The following is a 20,800-nucleotide window of genomic DNA, read 5'->3' as shown; positions in this document are numbered from 1 at the left end:
CGCCGAAATCCGCATCTTGAGCCAAAGCGATACCGCGCGACGCACAAACCGAGGCCAAGAGCCTGTTTAGGAATCGATCATGTCGAAAAATACAATCATGCGCGGGTACATCATCCGCAATGCTCGTCAGACTGATATCCCTGCAATCCGTGCCATGCAGGCGCGCTCGATGTGGGTTCTCGGCGGCGACTTCTACGAAGCGGGAGCGTTAGCAAGCTTCCTGACCGAATTCGGCACCATGGACGACGCCATTGTGGATGAGGGCCATTTCTTCGTGGTTGAAAACGATCGCGGCGCGATCCTCGGCAGCGGCGGATGGTCCCGCTACAGGCCGGGCTACGCCAATGGGCTGGGGGTTGGCGGACAAACCGCCGACGGACCGACCGTCCGGAGCGTGTTTGTGGATCCTGCCGCCGCGCGCCGCGGCATCGCATCGGCGATCATGCTGCGAATAGAGCGGGACGCGGCCGAGCATGAGATCCAGACCCTCCATCTCACGGCCACGCTCTCTGGCGTTGCCCTCTACGAGCACCTCGGATATCGAACCGAAGAAGCCACGGCGGTGTGTTTATCAAACCAAACCCAGTTCGCCTGCGTAAGGATGGCGAAGCGGATCCCGAAACTGCGAGAGCAGGCGGCTTGAGCAATGCCTCACTTGTCCACCCTTTGCTCGTGGTCGCTTTGACAGCTTCCACACTTTGGCACCTAGATGCCGTGAGCGGGAGCATCCACCCGATCCGCTATCAGAGGTGAAATCAGGTCTGAGGGACCGTTTCGGGTCGAATCCTGCGGTTGAGCGAAGGTCGGCAATGGAGAAGCCCGCTGAATGACCGGATATGGCGCAACCTTCCTGTTCGAGAAACCGGAAGGATTGACCCAAACAGACGTTCCTAAACAGGATTCCTTCCCCGAAAGCCGACATCCGGCTCAACCCGCACTTGTGACCGACCCGGAACTGACCTTCGCGAGCCGGAATCTTTTCCAAATGCGAACGCAGGAACAGGTTGAAATGCTGGAACACCGTACCGACTTCGCGGCGTCCCTCGTCGATCTTCTTCAGATTCGGCTGGAGCCGACAAGGTCTCCAGAGATCCGACGTGGCCGGCTTCACTTCGCAAGAGCGGCTGACAAGCCTCGGCGTCTTTACGCGATGTGCCAGCCCCGCATACGAGCAAACACAATCCACGGCAGTGGAGCCGCAGCGAGCGTTGCGACAACCACTACCTGAGTGGCTTGTAGGCGATGGCCTCGATCTCAACCAGGATGTCGATCATCAGCCGCGATTCCGCGGTGGATCGAGCCGGTGGGTTCTTCTGGAAGAAGGGCACATAGGCCGCGTTGAATTCGGCGAAGTCCTCGGCCCGCTTCAGCCAGACCGTGGTCTTGACTACGTCCGAGAGCACGCAGCCGGCCAGCGCCGGGGCGGCAGCGATGTTCTCCAGCACCTTCGTCGTCTGCGCGCCGACCCCGCCATCGACGATCTTGCCTTCCTTGTCGACCGGCACCTGCCCGGAGATGAAGACAAAGTCGCCCGCCCTCACCGCCGGGGAGAGCGGGACATGCGAAGTGCCGAAATGCTGCTTGGTCATGGATCACTCCCCGTTGTGGTGTTGCTGCGGAGGGCTGCGCAGTTCTCGCCATTGAGACCATAGGGATGCCGTAGGCTGGCACCCTGCGAAACCCGCAATCCGGAGCCTCCGGAACATGTGTTCGGGCCTGACACCCCGTCTCAGATCGACCTGCCGCGCGCCTCCACCGGCAGCGCGCCCTGGAGCCGTCCGCCGCTGACGATGAAGAGGCGATCGAACAGGTTGGTGACGACGCAGGTATGGTTGGGCAGGACGTGGACGCGGTCGCCGACCGAGGGAGGCGCCGAGCAGCGCGAAACGTCGAGCAGGCCGTGCTCCTCGTTCAACTGGTAGATCACGGCGTCGGGATGTTCGAGCACCAGCCCATAGCCATCGAGCCCGAGAAGGTCGGAGGTGAGCGCCTTGGAGCCGGCGTCGATGATGGCGCGCCCCGCGGTCGGCCGGCTGACCACGGTGGCCAACACCGTCATCGCGCACTGATCGAGCGTGGCCGTACCGCGCGACAGCAGCGCGCGGTCGTTATAGATATAAGTGCCGGCGCGGTACTCGGTCAGCGGCTCGAGCCCGTCGTCCTTCCACATGTCCGGGCTGCCGCCGGAAGACACCGCAGGCACGGTGAGGCCGGTTCCGCGGCATGCCGCGATGGCTGCCTGCAACGCCTGTTCGGTCTGCAGCCGCTTGCCGGCGCCGGGATAGGTCATCAGCCCGCCGAACTTCGCCCCTTCCGAGCCGGCGATGCGCAGCGCCAGCGCCGCGATGGCGGCCGGGTCGGCGAGCCCGCAACGGCCACCGCCAGTGTCGCACTCGACCAGCACGGTAATCGTCGCCCCTGCCGCCCGCGCGGCGGCGGCGGCCGCGTCGACGATCTCGGCGCTGTCGGCGACGACGGAGAGGCTGCAGCGGCTTGCGACGGCGCCGAGACGCGCGAGCTTGGCCTCGCCCAACACGTTGGTGGTGAGGAAGATGTCTGAGATCCCGGCGTCGGCCATGATCTCGGCCTCGCCCACCGTCTGCACGGTGATGCCCTCGGCGCCAAGTTCCAGCTGCCGCAGCGCCCAGGCGACGCTGCGATGCGTCTTGATGTGGGGCCGGTTAGCGACGCCGGCGCGATCGCAACGCTGCTGCCAGCGCACGAGATTGGCATCGGCGACATCGGCATCGATAAGCACGGCGGGCGTCTCCAGTGTGTCGAGCGTACGGTCGAGCGGGTGCAGCCGGGAACGCAGCGGTTCGGGCAGTCCTGTCATGGTCGGCCTTCCTCCATCACCAACACGCGCCCGCTGGCTCCTCCGTCATTTCCCGAACCAGACGTCCTTCAGGCAGCGCATATATTCGAAGATCATGCCATGCTTGCGCACGAATGCCACTTCGAGGAAGTCGCCGACGATGAAGGGCGGGATCAGGATCTCGCAGTCTTTGAGATAGGGCGCGAGTGCCTTGACGCGATAAGCGACGTGCGGATTGTCGCGCACCGCCGCCGGCACCGTGCTGTCCTCGCGGTAGCGCAGGAACTCGATGTGCTCGGGGTGGTTACGCGGATTGGTGACCCAGATCTTGCTGGCCTCGACCCAATCCTCCTGCGGCCGCGGCTCGGTGGTGGTGATGCCGACGTGGTCGAATTCGTATTCCAGCATCAGCCGATCCTCACCACGTTCCCGGTGCGCGCGGATTCCTCGGCGGCGAGGGTCGCTTCGAGCGCTGCGGTCGCGTCCCCGGGCGTTGGCTTGCCGTCCAGCGCGCAGGAAGCAAAATAGTTGAACTCGTCGCGCAGCGCGCCGCCGCGCACGCCGTTGAACATCGGCCAGTAGGTCGTGTCGGGCGAGTGCAGCCTGTTGCCGTCGACGACGCCGAGGGTCCCTGCATGATTTGAAGCCGGATCGGGCACTTGAAATGTCATTTCTGAAATCCGTTTGACTAAATAATCGGTCGGTGTAACGTCACCCTACGGAGGGGGTTGCCCGTGGCACTCAGAGGGACCAACCAGGAGTTTGGCCGGCCGTACAACCGACGGATCGTGCTCGAGTCTGTCCGCCTGCACGGTCCAACGACACGCGGCGAAATTGCCAAGCGTGTGGGACTGACAGTCCAGACTGTTTCGACGATTGTCCGGGAACTGGAAGAGCAGAGGTATCTTGTCTCCTTTCGCGAGAATCCAAAGGGGCGAGGCCTGCCGCCCACAATGCTCCGGATCAACACGGATGGAGGGTTTGCGATTGGCGTCCATATTACGCCAATCGGAGTCAATGCGGCGCTGATCGACCTGAGCGGAGACGTCGTCGCCAGCCTGCATCAGTCGGTTACGAACGCATCGCCCGCAGATGCTTTCGAGATAGTTGGCGCAATGGCGCCCAAGCTCATCAGGCGCAAGCCCAAGGGCCGCATGCTTGGCATTGGCATGGCGTTGCCCGGTCCGTTCGGCGTCGATTCCATGAGTTTCGTCGGCCCAACGACGATGACCGGCTGGGAAAACGTTGCCATCAGGGAGCGCCTGGCCGAACTGACGGGCCTGCCGGCATTTCTGGAAACGGACATGGCCGCCGCAGCACTCGGTGAGCAACTCTACGGCCTTGGAAAACATTTTTCGGAATACTACTACCTCTACCTGGGTGTCGGGCTTGGCGGCGCCCTGGTGCATGAAGGCCAGGTGATGCGGGGTGCGTGGGGCAACGCCGGCGAAATCGGCCACATCCCCGTCGTGCCTGGAGGCGAGCCTTGTCCGTGCGGCAATCGCGGCTGCCTCGAGCGCTATGTTTCGCTTGATGCCTATCGCCGTGCAAAGACGAGCGAGGCAGATTGGCTCAAGACGGTGGCGCCGATCTTCCGCAATGCGATCACGACAATCGAGAACCTGTTCGATCCGGAGACGGTGGTGCTTGGCGGCCTGGCATCGGCCGGTCTGCTTGATCGCATGGCAGAGCTGGCAGCGGACCTGCCGAACTCGATTGCCGCACGACGGGATCGTGCAACGCCGCGCGTCGTCGTCGCGCGCGGCGGTGAGCACTCGGTGTTGCGCGGGGCGGCGGCACTTGCCGTGTCGAGCGTCCTGTCGCCGCGTTTCGGCCAGATGTTCACGGGCGAACGCGAGCGCGACATTCTCGACGGCAGGGGGATCGCCGCATGACGGCGCCGCTGCTCGTGTTGGAAGACATCCGCAAGAACTACGGCGCAATCGAAGCGCTGAAGGGCATCAGTTTTTCCATCGGGAGGGGCGAGGTCGTCGCGCTGCTCGGCGACAACGGCGCAGGCAAGTCGACGCTGGTGAAGATCATCTCCGGCGGTCTCGAGCCGACATCGGGCCGAATGCTTTTCGAGGGCGAGGAGTTTCAGGCCAAGTCTCCCGCGGCAGCCAAGGCAGCCGGCATCGAGACGGTGTACCAGGACCTGTCGCTCTGCACGAATGTCGATGTGGTCGCAAATTTCTTCATGGGGCGGGAAATCACCCGCAAGTTCCTCGGCATTCCCATCCTCGACGAACGCACCATGGAGGCCGAGGTGGCGAAGGCGCTGGCCAATGCCGGGACGCGCATCCCGTCGCTTCGCGCCAATGTCGAACATCTGTCAGGCGGCCAGCGCCAGGCGATCGAACTGAACCGCTTCGTGCACTGGGGCGGCAAGCTGGTGCTGCTCGACGAACCGTTCGCCGCGCTGGGCGTGGAGCAGACGAGGCGCGGCCTCGACATGATCCGCCAGGTCGCTTCGCAAGGGATCGGCGTCATCATCATCACGCACATCATGCAGCAGGCCTTCCAGGTTGCCGACCGGATCGTGGTGATCCGCCAAGGCGTCGTGGCGGGGGATCTGCCACGGTCGAACACAAGTCCCGACGCGGTGGTCAAAATGATCACCGGGGAAACTCTTGCCGGGACCGGACCGGCAGGCGGACGGGCACAATGAAGGGGTCCGGCACAAGAGGAGCAAGAACATGAAACGAATAGTTCTGTCCGCCTTCGGCATTCTGGTATTGGCGCTTGCCATGCTGACGCCGGCCTTCGCGCAGTCGAAGGGAACTGTGTACTACCTAGTGCCGACACTGCTCGACGAGTTCCAGACCGGTTCGGTCAGTGCGCTCGAAATGTTCCTGAAGCAGGTCGGCTACGAGATGAAGACGCTCAATGCCGACAACAAGACGGACGCGCAGCAGAGCCAGATGAACGACGTCATCACGCTGAAGCCTGCAGCGGTCATCCTGGCGGCCGTCGATTTCAACGCGCTGAAACCATCCATCGAAGCGGCCCGTGCCGCCGGCATTCCCGTCGTCGAATTCGACCGTCAGATCACCTCGACGCCTTCGGACTTCACGTCGGTGGCCGGTACGGTCGAGATCGGCTACGTTGCGGCCGAACAGGCGCAAAAGCTGCTGACAGCCAAAAATGGCTCGGTGAAAGGCAAGATCCTCCAGGTGCTCGGCGACCCCGGAGATCCCTACACCCTCGATATTCAAAAGGGTTTCGAGGAGAAGATGAAGGCGTTTTCCGAAGTCACGATCATCTCGCATCCGGCCATGCAGTGGGAAGCGAGCAACGCCGGCACCATCGTCGCCGACCAGCTGCTCGCCAATCCCGACATCGACTTGATCTTCAACCACGCGGCGCATCTTTCGGTGGCCGCCGTGGCGTCGCTCGAGGCTGCGGGCAAGAAGCCAGGCGACGTGCTGATGATGAGTTCGAATGGCGCGCCGGTCGGTCTCGATCTGATCCGCAAGGGCTGGCTTAACGTCGAGGTCGAGCAACCGCTCTACGCTCAGGCTGCAGCCGTCGCGATGTTCATGGACAAGATCGTCGGCAAGCAGGAGATCAAGCCGGGCGAATACGACGTGCTCGGACTGAAGTCGACCGTGACCCAGGAAGCATGGGGACCGAACATCAAGATCCCGGGCGCTGCAATAGACAAGAGCAACGTCGATAACCCGGCCTTCTGGGGCAATCTGAAACCGCCCTCGGATACCGTGAAGCCGGTCGAGTAATCAACCTCGGTCGCCCGCGGGCTGAACCTTTCAGCCCGCGGGCGGACCATTCCAGCCGGAAAGCCTCATGAACGCACGGACGCGGAGCACCCTCGAGTTTATCCTGGACCATCTCGTCTGGTTCATGCTGCTATTCGTGCTGGCGATCTTTTCGGCCCTCGTGCCCAACTATTTTCAGATCGGAATTTTCGCCAACATCATCGAGGCGTCGAGCGTGCTCGGCGTCATGTCGATCGGCCTGGCGCTGGTTATCATCTCCGGACACATGGATCTCTCCGTCGAATCCGTCGCCGCACTTGGCGCGATGGCGGTCGGCATCCTGTTTTGCTCGGCCGGCATCGGCATGGGCATCACGCTGAGTCCCGAATGGCTGATGGTGCCGATGTCGCTGCTGGTCGCAATTGCCGTCGGCGGATCGGTCGGAGCGCTAAACGGCTTCCTGATCACCAAGGCCGGCATGAACGCCTTTATCATCACGCTCGCTTCTTACATCTGGGTGCGTGGGCTCGTGGTTGCGGTTTCGGGCGGACGTTCCGCGCAGGACCTCGCGCCAGCGATCCGCTGGTTCGCCATCCAGCGGTTCATCGGCCTTCCTCTCACGGCGTGGATCGCGATCCTCTGCTTCGTCGGCTTCTCGCTGATCATGGCCAAGACGCCGTTCGGCCGCCACCTGATCATGATCGGCGGCAACGAAACGGCAACGTTTCGCGCCGGCATCCGCGTCAAGCGCAACCTGATCATCGCTTTTGTGCTGGCGGGCTCCATTGCCGGCCTCGCAGGCTGGCTGCTTGCCATCCGCACCTCCGGCGCGACGGCCAATCTCGGCGTCGGACTGCTGTTCAACGCCTTCGCGGCCGTGGTGATCGGCGGTGTCAGCCTCAAGGGTGGCGTTGGTTCGCTGCCGGGCGTCTATGCAGGCGTCCTGCTGCTCTCCTCGATCAACACGGCAATCAATCTGATGGGCCTGCCCGCCAATTTCACCCAGGTCATCCACGGGTTGCTGGTGCTTGCGGCAGTGCTTCTCGACACATTCAAGCAGACATTGCGCCAGAGGCTCGCATGACCGATCGGTTGGAAGGCAAGGTGGCCCTGGTGGTCGGTGCTGCTCGCGGCATCGGCAAAGGCATTGCGCTGCGGTTCAAGGAGGAAGGCGCCAACCTTGTGCTCGCCGACATCGAACCTGCCGCCGGACAAGCGACTGCCGATGAATTGGGCGTGCCCTTCATTCGCACCGATATTTCGAAAATGGGCGACGCGGAAGCAGCCGTCGCCCTGGTGCTCGCGACCTTCGGCAGGCTCGACATCGTCGTCCAGAACGCCGGCATCTACCCCTGGCAGCTGATCGAAAACACAAGTTCGGAGGACTGGGACCGCGTCATGGCCGTAAACCTGCGCGGCACCTTCAACTCCGCGCTGACCGCACTCGTTCCGATGAAAGCCCAGGGTTCGGGGCGCATGCTCTTCACCTCGTCCATAACAGGACCGCACGTGACCAGCCCGGGACACGGCCACTACTCGGCAACGAAGGCCGGCATCAACGGATTCATCCGTGCCGCCGCGCTGGAGTTCTCCGGCTACGGGATCACGGTGAACGGCGTCGAACCGGGGAATATCCTGACCGAGGCCATCCAGGAGCACCGCGGCGCGGCCTTCATAAGGAACATGGAAAATGCGATCCCGCTGGGGCGTCTGGGCAGTCCGCGCGATGTCGCAAACGCGTTCCTTTTCCTCGCCTCGGACGAGGCAAGCTACATCACGGGCACGACGATCGTGGTCGATGGCGGACAGCTTCTGCCCGAAGGAGCCGACTTCCGCATTTTGCCGCTGTGATCGTCGACTTCGGCGGCGGGTTCTTCTTGCGGCACGCAACCGCGGACGATCATTCAGCGCTTTGCGAGGTCTGTCTGAAAACCGGCGACGCGGGCAATGACGCAACATGGCGGGAAGACGATCCGGCGCTCATGGGCCAGATCTACGCCGTACCCTACCAGGTGCTTGAACCCGACCTTGCCTTTGCGGTCGATGGTGCGGAAGGCGTAGCAGGCTATCTGTTCAGTGTCCTCGACACCAAATCCTTCAATGCGCGCCTAGCCTCGACCTGGTACCCGGCATTACAGCAGGATGTTGCCGACCCGGGTCCTGACCAGCCAACGTGGCGCAACAGCGACTGGGTGCGCCACGCCATCCACCATCCCAACTTCGACATCCCAGAAGCTCTGAACGCTTTTCCTTCCCACGGCCATATCGATCTCCTGCCTCAGGCGCGTGGCCGCGGCATCGGCCGACGCTGTATGAGTTTCCTTGAACAGCAACTTGCGCTCGCTGGATCGACGGGACTGTTCCTCGATGTTCACCCGCGCAACACTGACGCTCAACTCTTCTATGCCGCGCTGGGGTATGAACGCGTGTTGACACCCGCGAATTCAGCCACGTCGATGTTCATGGCAAAAGTGTTGCGACCTGAGCACCGCTGTTGCTAAGCGAGACTTGCGCGCAGAGTCCGAAGCAATCTCGCTGATCGAACCAGAGTTACCAAGGCCAGGGGCGACGATCGCAATACAGAAGGACCGCTCCCCGCCCATTGCACACCTTCCCATGCGATGGCTGCACGGCAAATCGGTGGACTGACCGGACATCGGCTTGAAAAGGGCTCAATCGAGCCGTTCATCGCGATTGACGTGGCCGACTGCAAGGGGTCGAATTCTGCGGTTGAGCGAAGGTCGGCAACGGAGAAGCCCGCCGAATGACCGGAATTGGCGCTGCTTTCTGGTTCCGATGGATGGGGACGTACGGAAGGAATCCACCCGACCCGGTCCTTTAATGCCGCTCTGGACATGCTGAGCGGCCGAAGCGTGCATCGCCTTGATCGCGCTGGACCCGGCTTTGTTCGAGGCCCATTTCTTCAAGGCGCGCTGCTGCCGGCTGCTCGGGCAGCGCGAATCGGCGACGGCGCTTTTCGAGAGCGCCTCTGACCTGCGGCCCGATGACTATCGTTGCGCGGGGCTTCTGGCGGAGGAATACAGCGCAATGGGCCGCGATCGGGAATTCAAAGCCGCGGCGTTGCGAAGTCTTCGGCATGCAACGCAGGAAGTCAAAGATCATCCCGACAATGCCGACGCCTGGGCTTTCGGAAGCAGTATTCTCGTAGAGTTGGGGGAAAACCTGCGCGGCCAAGAATGGGCAAGCCGGGCGGTGGTCATCGGTCCGAACGATTATCTGGTACACTACAATGTCTGCCGAACGTATTCGCTTCTCGGCAGAACCGACGCGGCGCTGGAATATCTTGAGCGCGCGCTCGCCGCTCTACCCATGTTCCGTCGACGACTGCTCGCCTGGATGCCGCTCGACCAGGCGCTCGACTCTCTGCGCGGGGAACGGAAATTTGTGGAATTGGCGTCGTTTGCGGGAGGGGGCGAAATCCTACCCTCTCATGACCGTCATGGGGGTGAGGAAGCATAGGTGAGCGTCGTCGATTCTACATCGACGCTGTTTGATTTCAACCTGACCGGTGTGCCGCGATCCGATCGGACGACGATTGATCATGCTTCTCTATTCGGCGGGTTGAGGTCAAGCGCTTTCGAGCTTTCCGCTTTGCCGGTATCTGACGTCTTTCGCGGGGTCTTGCTTCTCTCCGGGATCGGCGCTCAGGCTCTACCCTCAATGGGGTTAGAAGAATGAGGTGGGAACAATCTCTTATGCGTCCTGATCGCGGCGATGCGATCGGTACTGCTTGATCAGCGAACTCACCCTCATCCATCGTCCCGCGAAGGACATCTTTCCACCGGCAAGTGGAACTTTGTTATCTCCTTCTTGGCTTACGGACCAAATCAGGCCGCAACTGGCATGATTTCCTTCCTGGTCCATCGGAACTGTGTGCCGTTGCTCCAGATACGATGCATGATCACTGTGTCGCTTTGCAGCTAATTAGGTTCTTCCTCAATTTGTGTGGTTCATTCGCCGTTAGAGATCATGCCGCTATGGGCGGGCATGCGAACGAAAACGAAATGGTCGCCCGGCCCAGGGATCAAAGTTCTGGGTGTCGCGCTCACTGATGATGACAATTGGGTTGTTTCCGCCGCCGGACCAGCGTTCGGCATTTGCCCCGATTGCAGTCGGCGGACCCGAAATCGGCATGGCTGGTTCAACCGCAGCCTTCAAGATCTGCCGGTTCAGGGCAAGACCGTGACAGTGAAGCTTCGGTTGAGCCGCTGGCGGTGCGCGCGTCAGAACTGTGAACGACAAACGTTCACCGACCGGCTGCCGACGATTGCTTCGCCTTATGCGCGCCGCACAAAGAGGGTCGCGGAAATTGTCGGTCTGCTCGGCCACAGCACGGGTGGCCGTCCTGGCGAGCGCCTGATGGGACGGCTCGGTATGCCGGTCAGCGATGACACGATCCTGCGGCAGCTAAAGCGGGATGCCGCGGCCGCTCACTGCAACTCCACGATTCGGGTCGTTGGCATCGATGATTGGAGCTGGCGGCGATCATGGCGTTACGGCACGATGATCGTCGACCTGGAGCGCCGTTCGGTTGTCGATATCCTTGAAGACCGAAGCGTGACGAGTGCGGCGCAGTGGCTGGAGCAGCACCCTTCTGTCGAGATCGTGAGCCGAGACCGATGCGGGCTCTACGCGCAGGCTGTTCGCAAGGGTGCGCCGCAAGCGCGCCAGGTGGCTGATCGGTTCCATCTCATGCACAACCTGCGGGTCGCAATCGAGGAGCAGATGAGCCTTTCGGGCCGCGCCACAGGGCGGGCGCTGCTGCCGGAGCAGGGCATCGCCGGCACTCAGCCTGATCTTGATCAGCCCAACGCAACGCATCGGCGCCGGGCGCGTCACGCTCATCGACAATCGTGGCAGACAGTGTTCGATACTCTGCACGCTTTGCAGAAGGAAGGGTTTTCCTGTTCCGAGATCGCTCGTCGTACCGGCTACGGTCGGCGCAGCATCGCCAAATGGCTGACTTACGACGCGCCACCAGACCGACGCAGGGCCGAGTTGAAGCCGACGTCACCATTATATTTCGAGGCATTTCTCACCCAGTGCTGGACAGATGGCAATCGCTGCGGCCGACACTTATTCCACGATATCAAACACCGCGGCTACACGGGCAGTTTTTCGAATCTGGAGCGGCTTCTCGCAAGCTGGCGACGCGCCTCGAGGTCGAGCAAGGGCAGTGCGGCGCCGGCTCCGATCATATGCCATCAACCAGCCCGCGATGCCGTCCCGATACGGGATCCGGCGACCGGCCATGTCATCTCACCGGTAGTCGCCGCCGCCCTCTGCATGAAGCCGCGGGGTATGCTGACGATCAATCAGGCGAGGAAGGTCGATGCCCTGAAGCAGGGGTCGCATGAGTTTGCCCTGATGCGCAGCCTTGCCATGCGATTTCGCGGTATTCTCCGCGGCCGCGAATTGGACAAGCTCGACATTTGGATCGACGATGCCGTCAACTCCGGGCTCGTCCCGATTGTCCGGTTCGCGCGGGTCTTGCGCCGCGACATCAGCGCCGTCCGCAACGCCGTTGAATTACCGTGGAGCAACGGCCAGGCGGAAGGGCAGATCAACCGCCTGAAGACAATCAAGCGCGCAATGTACGGCAGAGCAGGCCCCGAACTTCTGAGGGCACGCATGCTGCCGCTCAATCGGCCTCATCACCACACAAAGTGAGGAAGAACCTAATTAAATGCTCAATTCGAACCAAACCGGCGCATTCTTACATTTAGCTGCCAAGCGACAGATTTGTTTGAGAACCAGGTCTTGGCGTCATGCCACCCTAGGTCGGATCATTCCGCCAGCTCGCGCATCACCTTTATGAGATCGGACTTGCCTTCGAAGCCGATCCCAGGAAGGTCCGGCATCACAATGCGGCCGTCCTGGACTTTCACGCCGTCCGGGAAGCCTCCGTAGGGCTGGAATAGGTCTGGATAGCTCTCATTGCCTCCCAGACCGAGTCCTGCTGCGATGTTGAGTGACATTTGGTGCCCGCCATGCGGGATGCAGCGTGATTGCGACCAGCCGAACTGGCGCAGCACTTTCAGGGTGCGCAGATACTCTACCAGCCCATAGGAAAGCGCACAGTCGAACTGCAGATAATCGCGGTCCGGACGCATGCCTCCGTAGCGGAGGAGGTTGCGAGCATCCTGATGCGAGAACAGGTTCTCGCCGGTCGCCATCGGCGCGTCGTAAAACTCTGAAATCGCAGCCTGCAGCGCATAGTCCAGCGGATCGCCGATCTCTTCATACCAAAACAGCGGGTAGTCGCGCAGCATCTTGGCATAGGCGATGCCCGTTTCGAGATCGAAACGGCCGTTGGCATCGACCGCCAGTCTTGCCTCAGACCCGATTTCTTCCAGCACCGTTTCAATGCGTTGACGGTCTTCGTCGATCGGAGCGCCACCGATTTTCATCTTGACCACGTTGTAGCCACGATCGAGATAGCCACGCATTTCGGCGCGCAATGCCGAATTGTCCTTGCCCGGGTAGTAATATCCGCCAGCCGCATAGACGAAGACACTGGGATTGGCTTCCAGACCATGACGCTTGGCCAGGAGGCGGAACAGCGGCTCGCCTTCAATCTTGGCAACGGCGTCCCAGACAGCCATGTCGATGGTGCCGACGGCCACGGACCGTTCGCCATGGCCCCCCGGCTTCTCGTTGGACATCATCGCCGCCCAGATCCGCTCGGGACTGAGATTGCTGCCCTCGTCGTTGAGTAGGCTTTCCGGCGCCGCTTCCAAAATGCGGTTGCGGAACCGCTCGCGGATTAGCCCGCCCTGCCCGTACCGACCGTTCGAATTAAACCCGTAGCCGACCACGCGACGGCCGTCGCGCACCTGATCGGTGACAACAGCTACCAAGCTGGCGGTCATCTTCGAAAAATCGATATAGGCGTTGCGGATGGGTGACGAGATCGGCTTAGTCACCTCGACGATGTCTATGATGCGCATTCTTTCTCCTCAAATTGCCTGGCTGCCTAGTCCGGCGCCTCGATGGCGGTGTCGACGACAGATCTCAACAGGTGCTCAGCCGAGCGCATCGGCTACGGCTTTGCCACAGGTGACGGTGTTCGCCGACCCACCAAGATCCTTTGTCCGCATTGCAGGCTCAGACAGGACGCGCTCGATTGCCGACACGATATTGGAAGCAGCGTCCGTATGGCCCAGATGGTCCAGCATCATCGCGCCCGCCCAAATCTGCCCCACCGGGTTGGCGATGCCCTTCCCAGCAATGTCCGGCGCAGAACCGTGGACGGGCTCAAACAACGAGGGGAAGGCTCGTTCAGGGTTGAGGTTTGCTGATGGCGCGATGCCGATGGTGCCGGTACAGGCCGGGCCGAGGTCGGACAGAATATCGCCGAAAAGGTTCGATGCCACCACCACGTCGAACTTGTCTGGATTCAGAACGAAGTGCGCTGTCAGGATGTCGATGTGGTACTTGTCGACACTGACGCCCGGATATCTCTTGGCCATTTCTTCCACCCGCTCGTCCCAATAGGGCATAGTAATGGAAATCCCATTTGATTTTGTGGCCGAGGTCAGCTTGGCGCGTGGACGCTTCGCAGCGAGTTCGAAGGCGTATTCCAGCACGCGATCCACACCGATCCGGCTCATCACCGTCTCTTGCATCACGATTTCACGGGGGGTATCGGGAAACATCTTGCCACCGATCGAAGAGTACTCACCTTCAGTGTTCTCGCGGACGATCCACATGTCGATGTCGCCGGGATATCGTCCGACGAGCGGACATGGAACTCCGGGCATGAGGCGCGCTGGGCGCAGGCTGATGTACTGGTCGAAATGGCGGCGGAACTGGATCAATGATCCCCATAGCGAGATATGGTCGGGGACAGAATCGGGCCAGCCCACAGCGCCGAAAAACAGCGCATTATGACTGCCGATCTGCGCCTTCCAGTCCTCGGGCATCATTTGCCCGTGTCTCCGGTAATGATCGCAGGATGCGAACTCAAATTCGTCGAATCGAAGATCGAGGTCATGGCGTTTGGCTGCGGCCTCAAGGACGCGAAGCCCCTCGGGCACGACTTCTTTTCCGATCCCGTCGCCAGGGATGACGGCGATGTTGTATTTCTTCCTCGTCACTATGACGCTCCATTCTAAAATAGTGCCCCGACAGGCATCCGTAGGAGCAGGACGTTCGCCATCAGCCACCAGAAGCCGATGCAGATCAGCGCACCGGAGACAATCCAGATTGCCCAGGTCTTGGCGCCCGGCCGGTCGTAGTCTGCGATAACCATGATGGCCACGAAGGCGGTGATGCTGGTTGCGAGAAATCCGAGCTCGGGCATCAGCAGTACCCAGGCCAGCATCACTACTCCGAGCGCGATGCGCCGTTTCGCACCGCTGTGCATGTCGAAGGTCTCGCCCACTCCGCCGGCGGGCCGACGCAGGTTCAGCGCGATTAGCAGAATTGAAAAAAGGATGAGAGCGGCAGCGATTGCGATCGGGAAGACCGCCCCCAGTGGCGACAAGGCGGACGCGCCAACATACATCGCGATCCCCAAGACGACGAAGAGCCCGGCGAAGATCATTCCAGGGACGTCGCGCCGGTTCGGTTCCGGCGCAATCTCGGTTCCATCATCGGCGAATTGCTCGCCGGCTTGCGCAAGCTGGGTGCGACGCTTCGACTTCCAGTTCGACCAGATCGGGAAAAGTAGCGTCAGCAAGGCAGCGCAGATGATGCCGATGCTTATTGGGCGCATGAAGAACATCTCGGTCAGGCGCCCGGAAGCACTGCCGATCAGATAGGTCTGGACAAATCCCTGTTCGGCGATCGAGCCCAAGACGAGGCCCAATACGATCGGCGACGGCTGGAAGCCATAGCGATTCAGGATCCAGGCGAGGATGCCGAGGCCGACCATAAGCTGTGCGTCGTCGACGTTGGAGTGGATCGCGAAAGCCCCGATGATAGTCAGCAGCGCCACTGTCGGGGCAAGAACGGCCTTCGGCACCTTGGTGATGGAGGAATACGCATAGCGACCGATCAGCAGGCCGACGGGCAGCATGAGGATGGTCGCGATGAGCAGCCCCCAGATGAAGGTGTAGACGATGTCGGCGTCCGTGGTGAAAAGCGTCGGCCCGATCTTGATGCCCTGTACCAGCAGCGCCCCAAGAATGATTGCGTCGGGCGGCGTGCCGGGAATGCCGAGGACGAGCGTCGGGATGAAGCCGCCGCCGACGGTGGCGTTGTTGGCGGATTCCGTGGCGATCACGCCATCCGGGTTGCCCCTGCCGAAGCTCTCGGGGTCGTCAGAAGACCGACGCGCTTCCGAATAGGCGACCAGCCCAGCGATGGACCCGCCAGCCCCCGGCAGAATGCCGATCACAGTGCCGATGACGGATGAGCGGATCAGGTTGAATTTCCGCGGCAGCGAATAGCGCAGCGCTTCGGCAAATCGCAATCCGCCGGTTTCGGACGGTTTCAGGTGAGGGTCAGCATTTGCGACCAGGTCGAGGATCACCGGCACACAGTAAAGCCCGATGATCGCCGAGGTCAGGTCGATGCCCGCCAGGAAGCGTTGCATATCCATCGTGTATCGAACGTCGCCGCCCACCACGGCCACACCGATCATCGATAGAAAAAGACCAATGCAAGCCCCAATAAGACCTTTTACGGTGTTGCCGACAGAAAGTGCCGCGATAAGTGTCAGGCCGAACATCGCCAGCCAGAAGTACTCTGTCGGTCCGAAGGCCAAAGCGACCTTGGCCAGCGGAGGCGCCAGCACCAGAAGCGCCACCGCGCCAACGATGCCACCCGCGACCGAGGCGATTGTGGCCAGCGATATTGCCAGGCCACCATCGCCTCGCCTTGCCATCGGAAAACCGTCGAAGGTCGTCGCGATGGACGAGGGTGTTCCCGGTGTATTCACGAGGATTGCGGCATATGCGCCGCCATAGATCGCGCCGGTGTAGATCGCGCCGAGGGCAATAAGGCCCGCGGCGGGATCCATGGTGAAGGTGAAGGGGACAAGAACGGCTACCGCCATGGTCGCCGAGAGTCCCGGCAAAGCGCCAATCACAGTACCGAGCACTACACCGACGAGGGCAAGCACGAGGTTGAACGGAGTCAGCGCGTCCAGAAGATAGCTGATGATGTCCATCCTCGTGCGCCGTTACTGAATGATACCCAGCGCCCTGGCGCCGTCGGTATATTCTTTGATACGCTCGGCGACGAACTCGTCCATCTCGTCATATCCGATGTCGGTCAACGCGAAGCCAGCACTCTCCATCTTTTCGACGAAAGCGGGCTGGGCGTTGATCTTTGAAATGATATCGGAGATCCGCTGCCGTACGTCCTCGGATGTGGAGGCCGGAACCGCCACGCCACGATAGGCACCGCCAACGATGTCGTATCCAAGTTCCTTGAACGTCGGGACGTCAGGGAAGGCCGGCAAGCGTTCTTCCGCAGAGACGGCGAGCATCCGCAGCGCATCTCCCTGGCTGACAGCAGAGGTGACATAGTTAAAGCCCGCCATGGTCGAACCGCCAAGGACCGCCGTGATCGAAGGGCCCGTTCCCGAGAAGGGAACATAAGTCGTCACTACATCGGCTTGCGCGTTGAACCGAACGTTGGCGAGCTGGTTCGAGGAATTCGACCCCGATCCGGCGAATGTGACCAGGCCTGGGTTAGCCTTTGCATGGTCGATGAGTTGCTGGAGCGTTGTGAACTGACTGTCCGCGCGTACGAAGATGGCATCGGGAGTATAGTGGAAGTAGTGAACCGGCGTCAGATCATCAGTGGCATAGCCCACCGATCCTGCCATCGGCTGTAGGATCGTGTGTGGCAAGTTGATGCCCATGATGGTGTAGCCGTCACCAGGCAGCGAGTTCAGTTGCGACCAGGCCTGTGCGCCGCCTGCGCCGGGCTGGTACTGGATGACGACCTGATGGCCGGTCACGTTCTCCCACTCGGACTGCTGGAAGCGTGCAGAAATGTCCGATTCGCCGCCGGCATTGAACGGGATAATGTAAGTCATCGCCTGGGCAGGGAAGTCCTCCACCGACTGCGCCGCGAGCGGCGTTGACGCCAGCAGTCCGGCGAAGATGGTTGCAAGAGCCGTTTTCATGATTTCCTCCTCACGAGCCGCGTATGAGCCGCAGCTTTCGGTTAAGGGGTGCCGTTCTGCGACTTGAGCCGTAAGCGCGTGATTGCTCCCCGTGCCTGTCCGCAAGTCTTCGTTGCTGACAGTACCCACCAACTCCTCACAGGTGGACTAGGTGACCCTAGACTAATTCATCGGAATCGTTAATTTCAGAATCGGAACATCATTAGTGCGTTGAGGTCAGTAGTGAGCGAGAGCGATCTGGGGTTCTTTGTGCTCTTGGCCAGGCGCGGAAGCTTCGTCGAAACCGCTCGCGAAATCGGGATCACGGCCTCCGCCGTGAGCCGTCGTCTCGCGCGATTGGAAAGTAGGCTGGGCGTTCGCCTGATGAACAGGACGACGCGTCGTGTGAGCCTTACTGGCGAAGGAGAGGTGTATTTCGGCAAGGCCGTGCGGCTATTGGGAGAGATTGACGAGCTGGAGAACAGGCTGCGTTCAGGACAGGAGATGCCCAGCGGACTTCTTCGGATCAACGCCACTTTCGGTTTCAGTCGTGAATACATAGCCCCCACGGTCTCGGTGTTCTGCGAAACCTATCCTGACGTTGAAGTCCAACTGGTGGTGACGGATGCGCCGATGAACCTTATCGAGCAGGCTTTCGACCTGAATATCAGGTTCGGCAACCCGCCGACGAGCAACCTTATCCAGCGCTTGCTACAGAGAAATCGTCGGTTCTTATGCGCGTCGCCGACCTATCTGGCCAAGCACGGAACCCCCGCCGATGTGAGTGATCTGAGTCGGCACAACTGCATCGTTCTTAGACAGGAACACGACATTTACGATATCTGGCGGTTTGATGATCGCGCAGGTGACAACCCATCGGCGCGTGTGAATGGGCGGCTCAGCACCAACGATGGTGAGATGGCGCGCGAATGGATGTTGGGCGGGCACGGGATCATGCTGAGATCGGAGTGGGACATTGCGCCCCATGTACGTGAGGGTCGCCTTCGTGTCGTGTTGCCTGAGTACTTCCAGACTGCGAACATCTTAGCTGTATACCCTGAGCGCCACCACTTGACCGCAAAGGTACGGGTCTTTGTTGATTTGCTAAACGAACGAATTCGGGATGCAAATGCCAATGTGCCGTTTCAAATCAGCGATCGCGAGTTGAACTGGGCCAGCGAAAAGTAGGGCCCTGCTGGTCATTATCCTATCGGGGCTAGCCAGCCGGCAATGGTCGAACACGACTGCCACGTCGCTGCCAAGTTGGGTCGCCGGACCTCCCGTGGCTTCCAGTCCCGCGTCTGTTGCTTCCATTGAGAACTGAACCGGCGTTTCCGCCGAGAAGTGACCCGGTTCAGCTATTGCTGGTGTCGGGTGCGATGGTCAGGTTTCTGCGCCTCTCCTTCCCTGTTTTGATGTCCTGCGTCGAGCTGCTCTTGAACCGGAAGCTGTCGCTGCCGGTCTCAAGGATGTGACAGTGATGGGTCAGCCGATCGAGATGAAACCGCCGGCAGGGGCTTTGGCAGAGAGCCCGTTCATGAGCAGCACAGCCTTGAGATACTTTTCAAGGGCATGAACCGCGCTCCAATAGAAGTCCAGCCAGAAGAACGGCATCGCGCGGTAATGGGCACATCGGGGCACGCGGCCCCGTCAGCCGGCCAATCAGCGCTACAAGAGCGCCTACCTGTTCGGCGCAATCTGCCCGGCGCGCGGCATCGGCGCTGCTCTCTCGCGCTGCCCTTTGCCGAAACCGAGGCCATGCAACTCCATATCGACGAGATCAGCCGGCACGTCATGGACCGCGCCGGCTGGCACACCACCGCCAAGCTCAGGATACTAGCTAAAGAACAACACATCAACGTTTGGCTATGCGTCGAGTTACTCAAGGGGCGGGGAGACGGATTTCCCATAGCTGTCGAGCACTACCGCCACGTCTCCAAGCATGCCGGACAGGGGGTGGGTTCCCTTAGCTTTAAGTCGGACGTCGGCCTTTTCAAACATCGCGAGACAAATCTCGCTTGAGTCATGGCGCGACTGGTAGGCTAATCCATCCGGACGGTCTGGGTGATCCCAGAGGGCGTCCGACCAGAGGCCGCAGGCCTCATAGGGTCCGGTCGAAATGGCGTTGTCCGTCCCGACCGTCTGCAGTCCCGATCCATATAGGCGCACAATCCGCAAGGGTCGGTCAGAGACGAGCCCGGATGCGGAGCGCCCAACGATATCGGTCATGGCCACCATGAGACGTTGCGGATTGCGCACGAGGGTTTCGGCCAGGGCGCCGCGAAGGGTCAGTCCGGCATAGAGAACTCCGAACCGCCCGCTGGCACTGTCAAAGCGGTTCGGCCTCTGAACATTAAAGGGGCACAGATATACGGCAGAAAGATCAAAAGGCGAACGTTGGTATTTCCGGGAGTCGACTATGCCCCTTCCTTACGCCGGCTTCGCGGCCAGCCGCCTCAACGCCGCCAGCCCGAGCACCGGCCCGGGCACCAGCATCACGAAAACATACTGCGGTCCAGCGGTTTCGATCAGCCAGGCAAGCAGCGCAATCGAAACGATCGTGATCGAGAAGCCGATGCAATTGGCGATCGTCAGCGCCGAGCCGACGAGCCTCGGCGGGGCGAAACGGGCGTTGAGCGTGGAGAACTGCGGGGAGTCGCCGGCAATGACCACGCCCCAGAACAACAGGAAGGCGAGGAACACCGGCAAGGGCGCCAGGAACGCCAGCGGTGAGACGAGGCAGCACAGGCCGGACGCCGACAACTGCATATAGGCAACGCGCGCGCTGCCGAGCCCCCGCGACAGGTAGCCGCCGACCATGCAGCCGAGAAAGCCGCTGGCGATCGCCGCGAAGCTCCACACCGAAACCGTCGCGCCGTCGCTGCCGAGGCGCGCCGCCAGCAGCACCGGCAGGAACGCGTAGAACGCGTAGAGCTCCCACATATGGCCGAAATAGCCGAAGGCCGACGCCCGGAATTCGGCCGAGCGGAAGATCGTCGCAAATGCGGCCGGGTCGAATTTCGCGCCCGCTCTGAGATGCGGCCCGTCCGGCACGAGAAAGAGCATCGCCAGACCGCCGGCGATCGATACCGCCGAGACCGACAGGATCACGCCCTGCCAAGACAGATCGCCGCCCAGGCCGCGGATGAGATGGGGAAGTGCCGTTCCGAGCACCAGCGCCCCGAC

The 20,800-nt window shown here is 61.3% G+C and carries 22 protein-coding genes and 3 pseudogenes; 12 read left to right on the top strand and 13 right to left on the bottom strand.

What is annotated here, in order from left to right:
- The first annotated feature begins 97 nt into the window (after nucleotides 1-97).
- A complete protein-coding gene (locus tag G6N73_RS27390) occupies nucleotides 98-643 on the top strand; it encodes a GNAT family N-acetyltransferase (protein WP_165033130.1) in 546 nt (181 codons plus the stop codon).
- Nucleotides 644-997: 354 nt separating this feature from the next.
- Here the strand turns inward: G6N73_RS27390 and G6N73_RS38750 are convergent.
- The 5 genes and pseudogenes from G6N73_RS38750 to G6N73_RS27365 all read right to left on the bottom strand — a co-directional run.
- Nucleotides 998-1,072: pseudogene (locus G6N73_RS38750) on the bottom strand (amino acid ABC transporter ATP-binding protein); the annotation flags it as partial.
- 148 nt (nucleotides 1,073-1,220) lie between these two features.
- Complete coding sequence (locus G6N73_RS27380) at nucleotides 1,221-1,589, bottom strand: RidA family protein (protein WP_165033128.1); 369 nt, start codon at nucleotides 1,587-1,589, stop codon at nucleotides 1,221-1,223.
- A 140-nt stretch (nucleotides 1,590-1,729) separates the two neighbouring features.
- Complete coding sequence (locus G6N73_RS27375) at nucleotides 1,730-2,836, bottom strand: alanine racemase (protein ID WP_165033127.1); 1,107 nt, start codon at nucleotides 2,834-2,836, stop codon at nucleotides 1,730-1,732.
- Between the two features lie 45 nt (nucleotides 2,837-2,881).
- The gene (locus G6N73_RS27370) at nucleotides 2,882-3,223 is read right to left on the bottom strand and encodes a hypothetical protein (protein WP_165033126.1); all 342 of its coding nucleotides are present in this window, start codon (nucleotides 3,221-3,223) and stop codon (nucleotides 2,882-2,884) included.
- On the bottom strand, nucleotides 3,223-3,486 hold the full coding sequence (locus tag G6N73_RS27365; protein ID WP_165033125.1) for a hypothetical protein: 264 nt from the start codon (nucleotides 3,484-3,486) through the stop codon (nucleotides 3,223-3,225). Before G6N73_RS27365 ends, G6N73_RS27370 begins: the two co-directional genes overlap by 1 nt.
- Before the next feature lie 63 nt (nucleotides 3,487-3,549).
- On the opposite strand from G6N73_RS27365, the gene G6N73_RS27360 reads away from it, so the two are divergent.
- The 9 genes from G6N73_RS27360 (at nucleotide 3,550) to G6N73_RS27320 (ending at nucleotide 12,222) form a co-directional block, all read left to right on the top strand.
- Nucleotides 3,550-4,710: an ROK family protein gene (locus G6N73_RS27360; RefSeq protein ID WP_165033124.1), complete on the top strand. Its 1,161-nt coding sequence runs from the start codon at nucleotides 3,550-3,552 to the stop codon at nucleotides 4,708-4,710.
- Nucleotides 4,707-5,483, top strand: a complete 777-nt coding sequence (locus G6N73_RS27355) for an ATP-binding cassette domain-containing protein (RefSeq protein ID WP_165033123.1) — start codon at nucleotides 4,707-4,709, stop codon at nucleotides 5,481-5,483. The genes G6N73_RS27360 and G6N73_RS27355 overlap by 4 nt, the downstream gene beginning before the upstream one ends.
- 28 nt (nucleotides 5,484-5,511) lie before the next feature.
- Nucleotides 5,512-6,552, top strand: coding sequence for a sugar ABC transporter substrate-binding protein (locus G6N73_RS27350; protein ID WP_165033122.1), 1,041 nt, complete (start codon nucleotides 5,512-5,514; stop codon nucleotides 6,550-6,552).
- A gap of 67 nt (nucleotides 6,553-6,619) precedes the next feature.
- The gene (locus G6N73_RS27345) at nucleotides 6,620-7,615 is read left to right on the top strand and encodes an ABC transporter permease (RefSeq protein ID WP_165033121.1); all 996 of its coding nucleotides are present in this window, start codon (nucleotides 6,620-6,622) and stop codon (nucleotides 7,613-7,615) included.
- Nucleotides 7,612-8,382, top strand: a complete 771-nt coding sequence (locus G6N73_RS27340) for an SDR family oxidoreductase (protein WP_165033120.1) — start codon at nucleotides 7,612-7,614, stop codon at nucleotides 8,380-8,382. The genes G6N73_RS27345 and G6N73_RS27340 overlap by 4 nt, the downstream gene beginning before the upstream one ends.
- Nucleotides 8,379-9,032, top strand: coding sequence for a GNAT family N-acetyltransferase (locus tag G6N73_RS27335; RefSeq protein ID WP_165033119.1), 654 nt, complete (start codon nucleotides 8,379-8,381; stop codon nucleotides 9,030-9,032). Before G6N73_RS27340 ends, G6N73_RS27335 begins: the two co-directional genes overlap by 4 nt.
- A 382-nt stretch (nucleotides 9,033-9,414) precedes the next feature.
- Nucleotides 9,415-10,011 carry a tetratricopeptide repeat protein gene (locus G6N73_RS27330; RefSeq protein WP_206079112.1) on the top strand — a complete coding sequence of 199 codons (597 nt, stop codon included), beginning with the start codon at nucleotides 9,415-9,417 and terminating at the stop codon, nucleotides 10,009-10,011.
- Nucleotides 10,012-10,230 (top strand): hypothetical protein, encoded by a 219-nt coding sequence (locus G6N73_RS27325; protein ID WP_165033117.1) that lies wholly within the window; start codon nucleotides 10,012-10,014, stop codon nucleotides 10,228-10,230.
- Between the two features lie 309 nt (nucleotides 10,231-10,539).
- Nucleotides 10,540-12,222, top strand: a complete 1,683-nt coding sequence (locus G6N73_RS27320) for an ISL3 family transposase (protein WP_246252608.1) — start codon at nucleotides 10,540-10,542, stop codon at nucleotides 12,220-12,222.
- Between the two features lie 116 nt (nucleotides 12,223-12,338).
- Here the strand turns inward: G6N73_RS27320 and G6N73_RS27315 are convergent, their stop codons facing one another.
- The 4 genes from G6N73_RS27315 to G6N73_RS27300 form a co-directional block, all read right to left on the bottom strand.
- Nucleotides 12,339-13,502 carry a mandelate racemase/muconate lactonizing enzyme family protein gene (locus tag G6N73_RS27315; RefSeq protein ID WP_165033116.1) on the bottom strand — a complete coding sequence of 388 codons (1,164 nt, stop codon included), beginning with the start codon at nucleotides 13,500-13,502 and terminating at the stop codon, nucleotides 12,339-12,341.
- 75 nt (nucleotides 13,503-13,577) lie between these two features.
- Nucleotides 13,578-14,651 carry a tartrate dehydrogenase gene (locus G6N73_RS27310; RefSeq protein WP_343044753.1) on the bottom strand — a complete coding sequence of 358 codons (1,074 nt, stop codon included), beginning with the start codon at nucleotides 14,649-14,651 and terminating at the stop codon, nucleotides 13,578-13,580.
- 14 nt (nucleotides 14,652-14,665) lie between these two features.
- Nucleotides 14,666-16,669 (bottom strand): tripartite tricarboxylate transporter permease, encoded by a 2,004-nt coding sequence (locus G6N73_RS27305; protein WP_165033115.1) that lies wholly within the window; start codon nucleotides 16,667-16,669, stop codon nucleotides 14,666-14,668.
- 12 nt (nucleotides 16,670-16,681) lie between these two features.
- Complete coding sequence (locus tag G6N73_RS27300; protein ID WP_165033114.1) at nucleotides 16,682-17,635, bottom strand: tripartite tricarboxylate transporter substrate binding protein; 954 nt, start codon at nucleotides 17,633-17,635, stop codon at nucleotides 16,682-16,684.
- A gap of 222 nt (nucleotides 17,636-17,857) precedes the next feature.
- Here G6N73_RS27300 and G6N73_RS27295 point away from each other — a divergent pair, with 222 nt between their 5' ends.
- The gene (locus tag G6N73_RS27295) at nucleotides 17,858-18,802 is read left to right on the top strand and encodes a LysR substrate-binding domain-containing protein (protein ID WP_165033113.1); all 945 of its coding nucleotides are present in this window, start codon (nucleotides 17,858-17,860) and stop codon (nucleotides 18,800-18,802) included.
- 166 nt (nucleotides 18,803-18,968) lie between these two features.
- Here G6N73_RS27295 and G6N73_RS27290 read toward each other — a convergent pair.
- Both G6N73_RS27290 and G6N73_RS27285 read right to left on the bottom strand, forming a co-directional pair.
- A pseudogene (locus G6N73_RS27290) lies at nucleotides 18,969-19,112 on the bottom strand (ATP-binding protein); the annotation flags it as partial.
- The gene (locus G6N73_RS27285; RefSeq protein WP_165033111.1) at nucleotides 19,100-19,255 is read right to left on the bottom strand and encodes a hypothetical protein; all 156 of its coding nucleotides are present in this window, start codon (nucleotides 19,253-19,255) and stop codon (nucleotides 19,100-19,102) included. The gene G6N73_RS27285 and the pseudogene G6N73_RS27290, both read right to left, overlap by 13 nt.
- Between G6N73_RS27285 and G6N73_RS27280 the strand changes: the two are divergent.
- Nucleotides 19,239-19,456 (top strand): annotated as a pseudogene (locus tag G6N73_RS27280) (IS630 family transposase); the annotation flags it as partial. The gene G6N73_RS27285 and the pseudogene G6N73_RS27280 sit on opposite strands and share 17 nt — an antisense overlap.
- Before the next feature lie 36 nt (nucleotides 19,457-19,492).
- Here the strand turns inward: G6N73_RS27280 and G6N73_RS27275 are convergent.
- Together G6N73_RS27275 and G6N73_RS27270 are read right to left on the bottom strand one after the other, a co-directional pair.
- Entirely contained in the window at nucleotides 19,493-19,906 is a 414-nt protein-coding gene (locus tag G6N73_RS27275) for an RES family NAD+ phosphorylase (protein WP_425484148.1), read from the bottom strand.
- 138 nt (nucleotides 19,907-20,044) lie between these two features.
- Nucleotides 20,045-20,800 (bottom strand): MFS transporter (locus tag G6N73_RS27270; protein ID WP_165033112.1); only part of this gene is annotated, 756 nt, incomplete at its 5' end.

The organism is Allomesorhizobium camelthorni (genome assembly GCF_011045125.1).
GTDB classification, from domain to species: domain Bacteria; phylum Pseudomonadota; class Alphaproteobacteria; order Rhizobiales; family Rhizobiaceae; genus Allomesorhizobium; species Allomesorhizobium camelthorni.
This window is presented reverse-complemented; position numbering and strand designations above follow the sequence as displayed.

Excerpts from the sequence above, each read along its gene's own strand:
- G6N73_RS27365 (WP_165033125.1), bottom strand. The coding sequence starts at position 3,486 with ATGACATTTCAAGTGCCCGATCCGGCTTCAAATCATGCAGGGACCCTC.
- G6N73_RS27355 (WP_165033123.1), top strand. The coding sequence starts at position 4,707 with ATGACGGCGCCGCTGCTCGTGTTGGAAGACATCCGCAAGAACTACGGC.
- G6N73_RS27340 (WP_165033120.1), top strand. The coding sequence starts at position 7,612 with ATGACCGATCGGTTGGAAGGCAAGGTGGCCCTGGTGGTCGGTGCTGCT.
- G6N73_RS27390 (WP_165033130.1), top strand. The coding sequence starts at position 98 with ATGCGCGGGTACATCATCCGCAATGCTCGTCAGACTGATATCCCTGCA.
- G6N73_RS27305 (WP_165033115.1), bottom strand. The coding sequence starts at position 16,669 with ATGGACATCATCAGCTATCTTCTGGACGCGCTGACTCCGTTCAACCTC.
- G6N73_RS27380 (WP_165033128.1), bottom strand. The coding sequence starts at position 1,589 with ATGACCAAGCAGCATTTCGGCACTTCGCATGTCCCGCTCTCCCCGGCG.
- G6N73_RS27300 (WP_165033114.1), bottom strand. The coding sequence starts at position 17,635 with ATGAAAACGGCTCTTGCAACCATCTTCGCCGGACTGCTGGCGTCAACG.
- G6N73_RS27370 (WP_165033126.1), bottom strand. The coding sequence starts at position 3,223 with ATGCTGGAATACGAATTCGACCACGTCGGCATCACCACCACCGAGCCG.
- G6N73_RS27320 (WP_246252608.1), top strand. The coding sequence starts at position 10,540 with ATGCGAACGAAAACGAAATGGTCGCCCGGCCCAGGGATCAAAGTTCTG.
- G6N73_RS27315 (WP_165033116.1), bottom strand. The coding sequence starts at position 13,502 with ATGCGCATCATAGACATCGTCGAGGTGACTAAGCCGATCTCGTCACCC.
- G6N73_RS27350 (WP_165033122.1), top strand. The coding sequence starts at position 5,512 with ATGAAACGAATAGTTCTGTCCGCCTTCGGCATTCTGGTATTGGCGCTT.
- G6N73_RS27345 (WP_165033121.1), top strand. The coding sequence starts at position 6,620 with ATGAACGCACGGACGCGGAGCACCCTCGAGTTTATCCTGGACCATCTC.
- G6N73_RS27375 (WP_165033127.1), bottom strand. The coding sequence starts at position 2,836 with ATGACAGGACTGCCCGAACCGCTGCGTTCCCGGCTGCACCCGCTCGAC.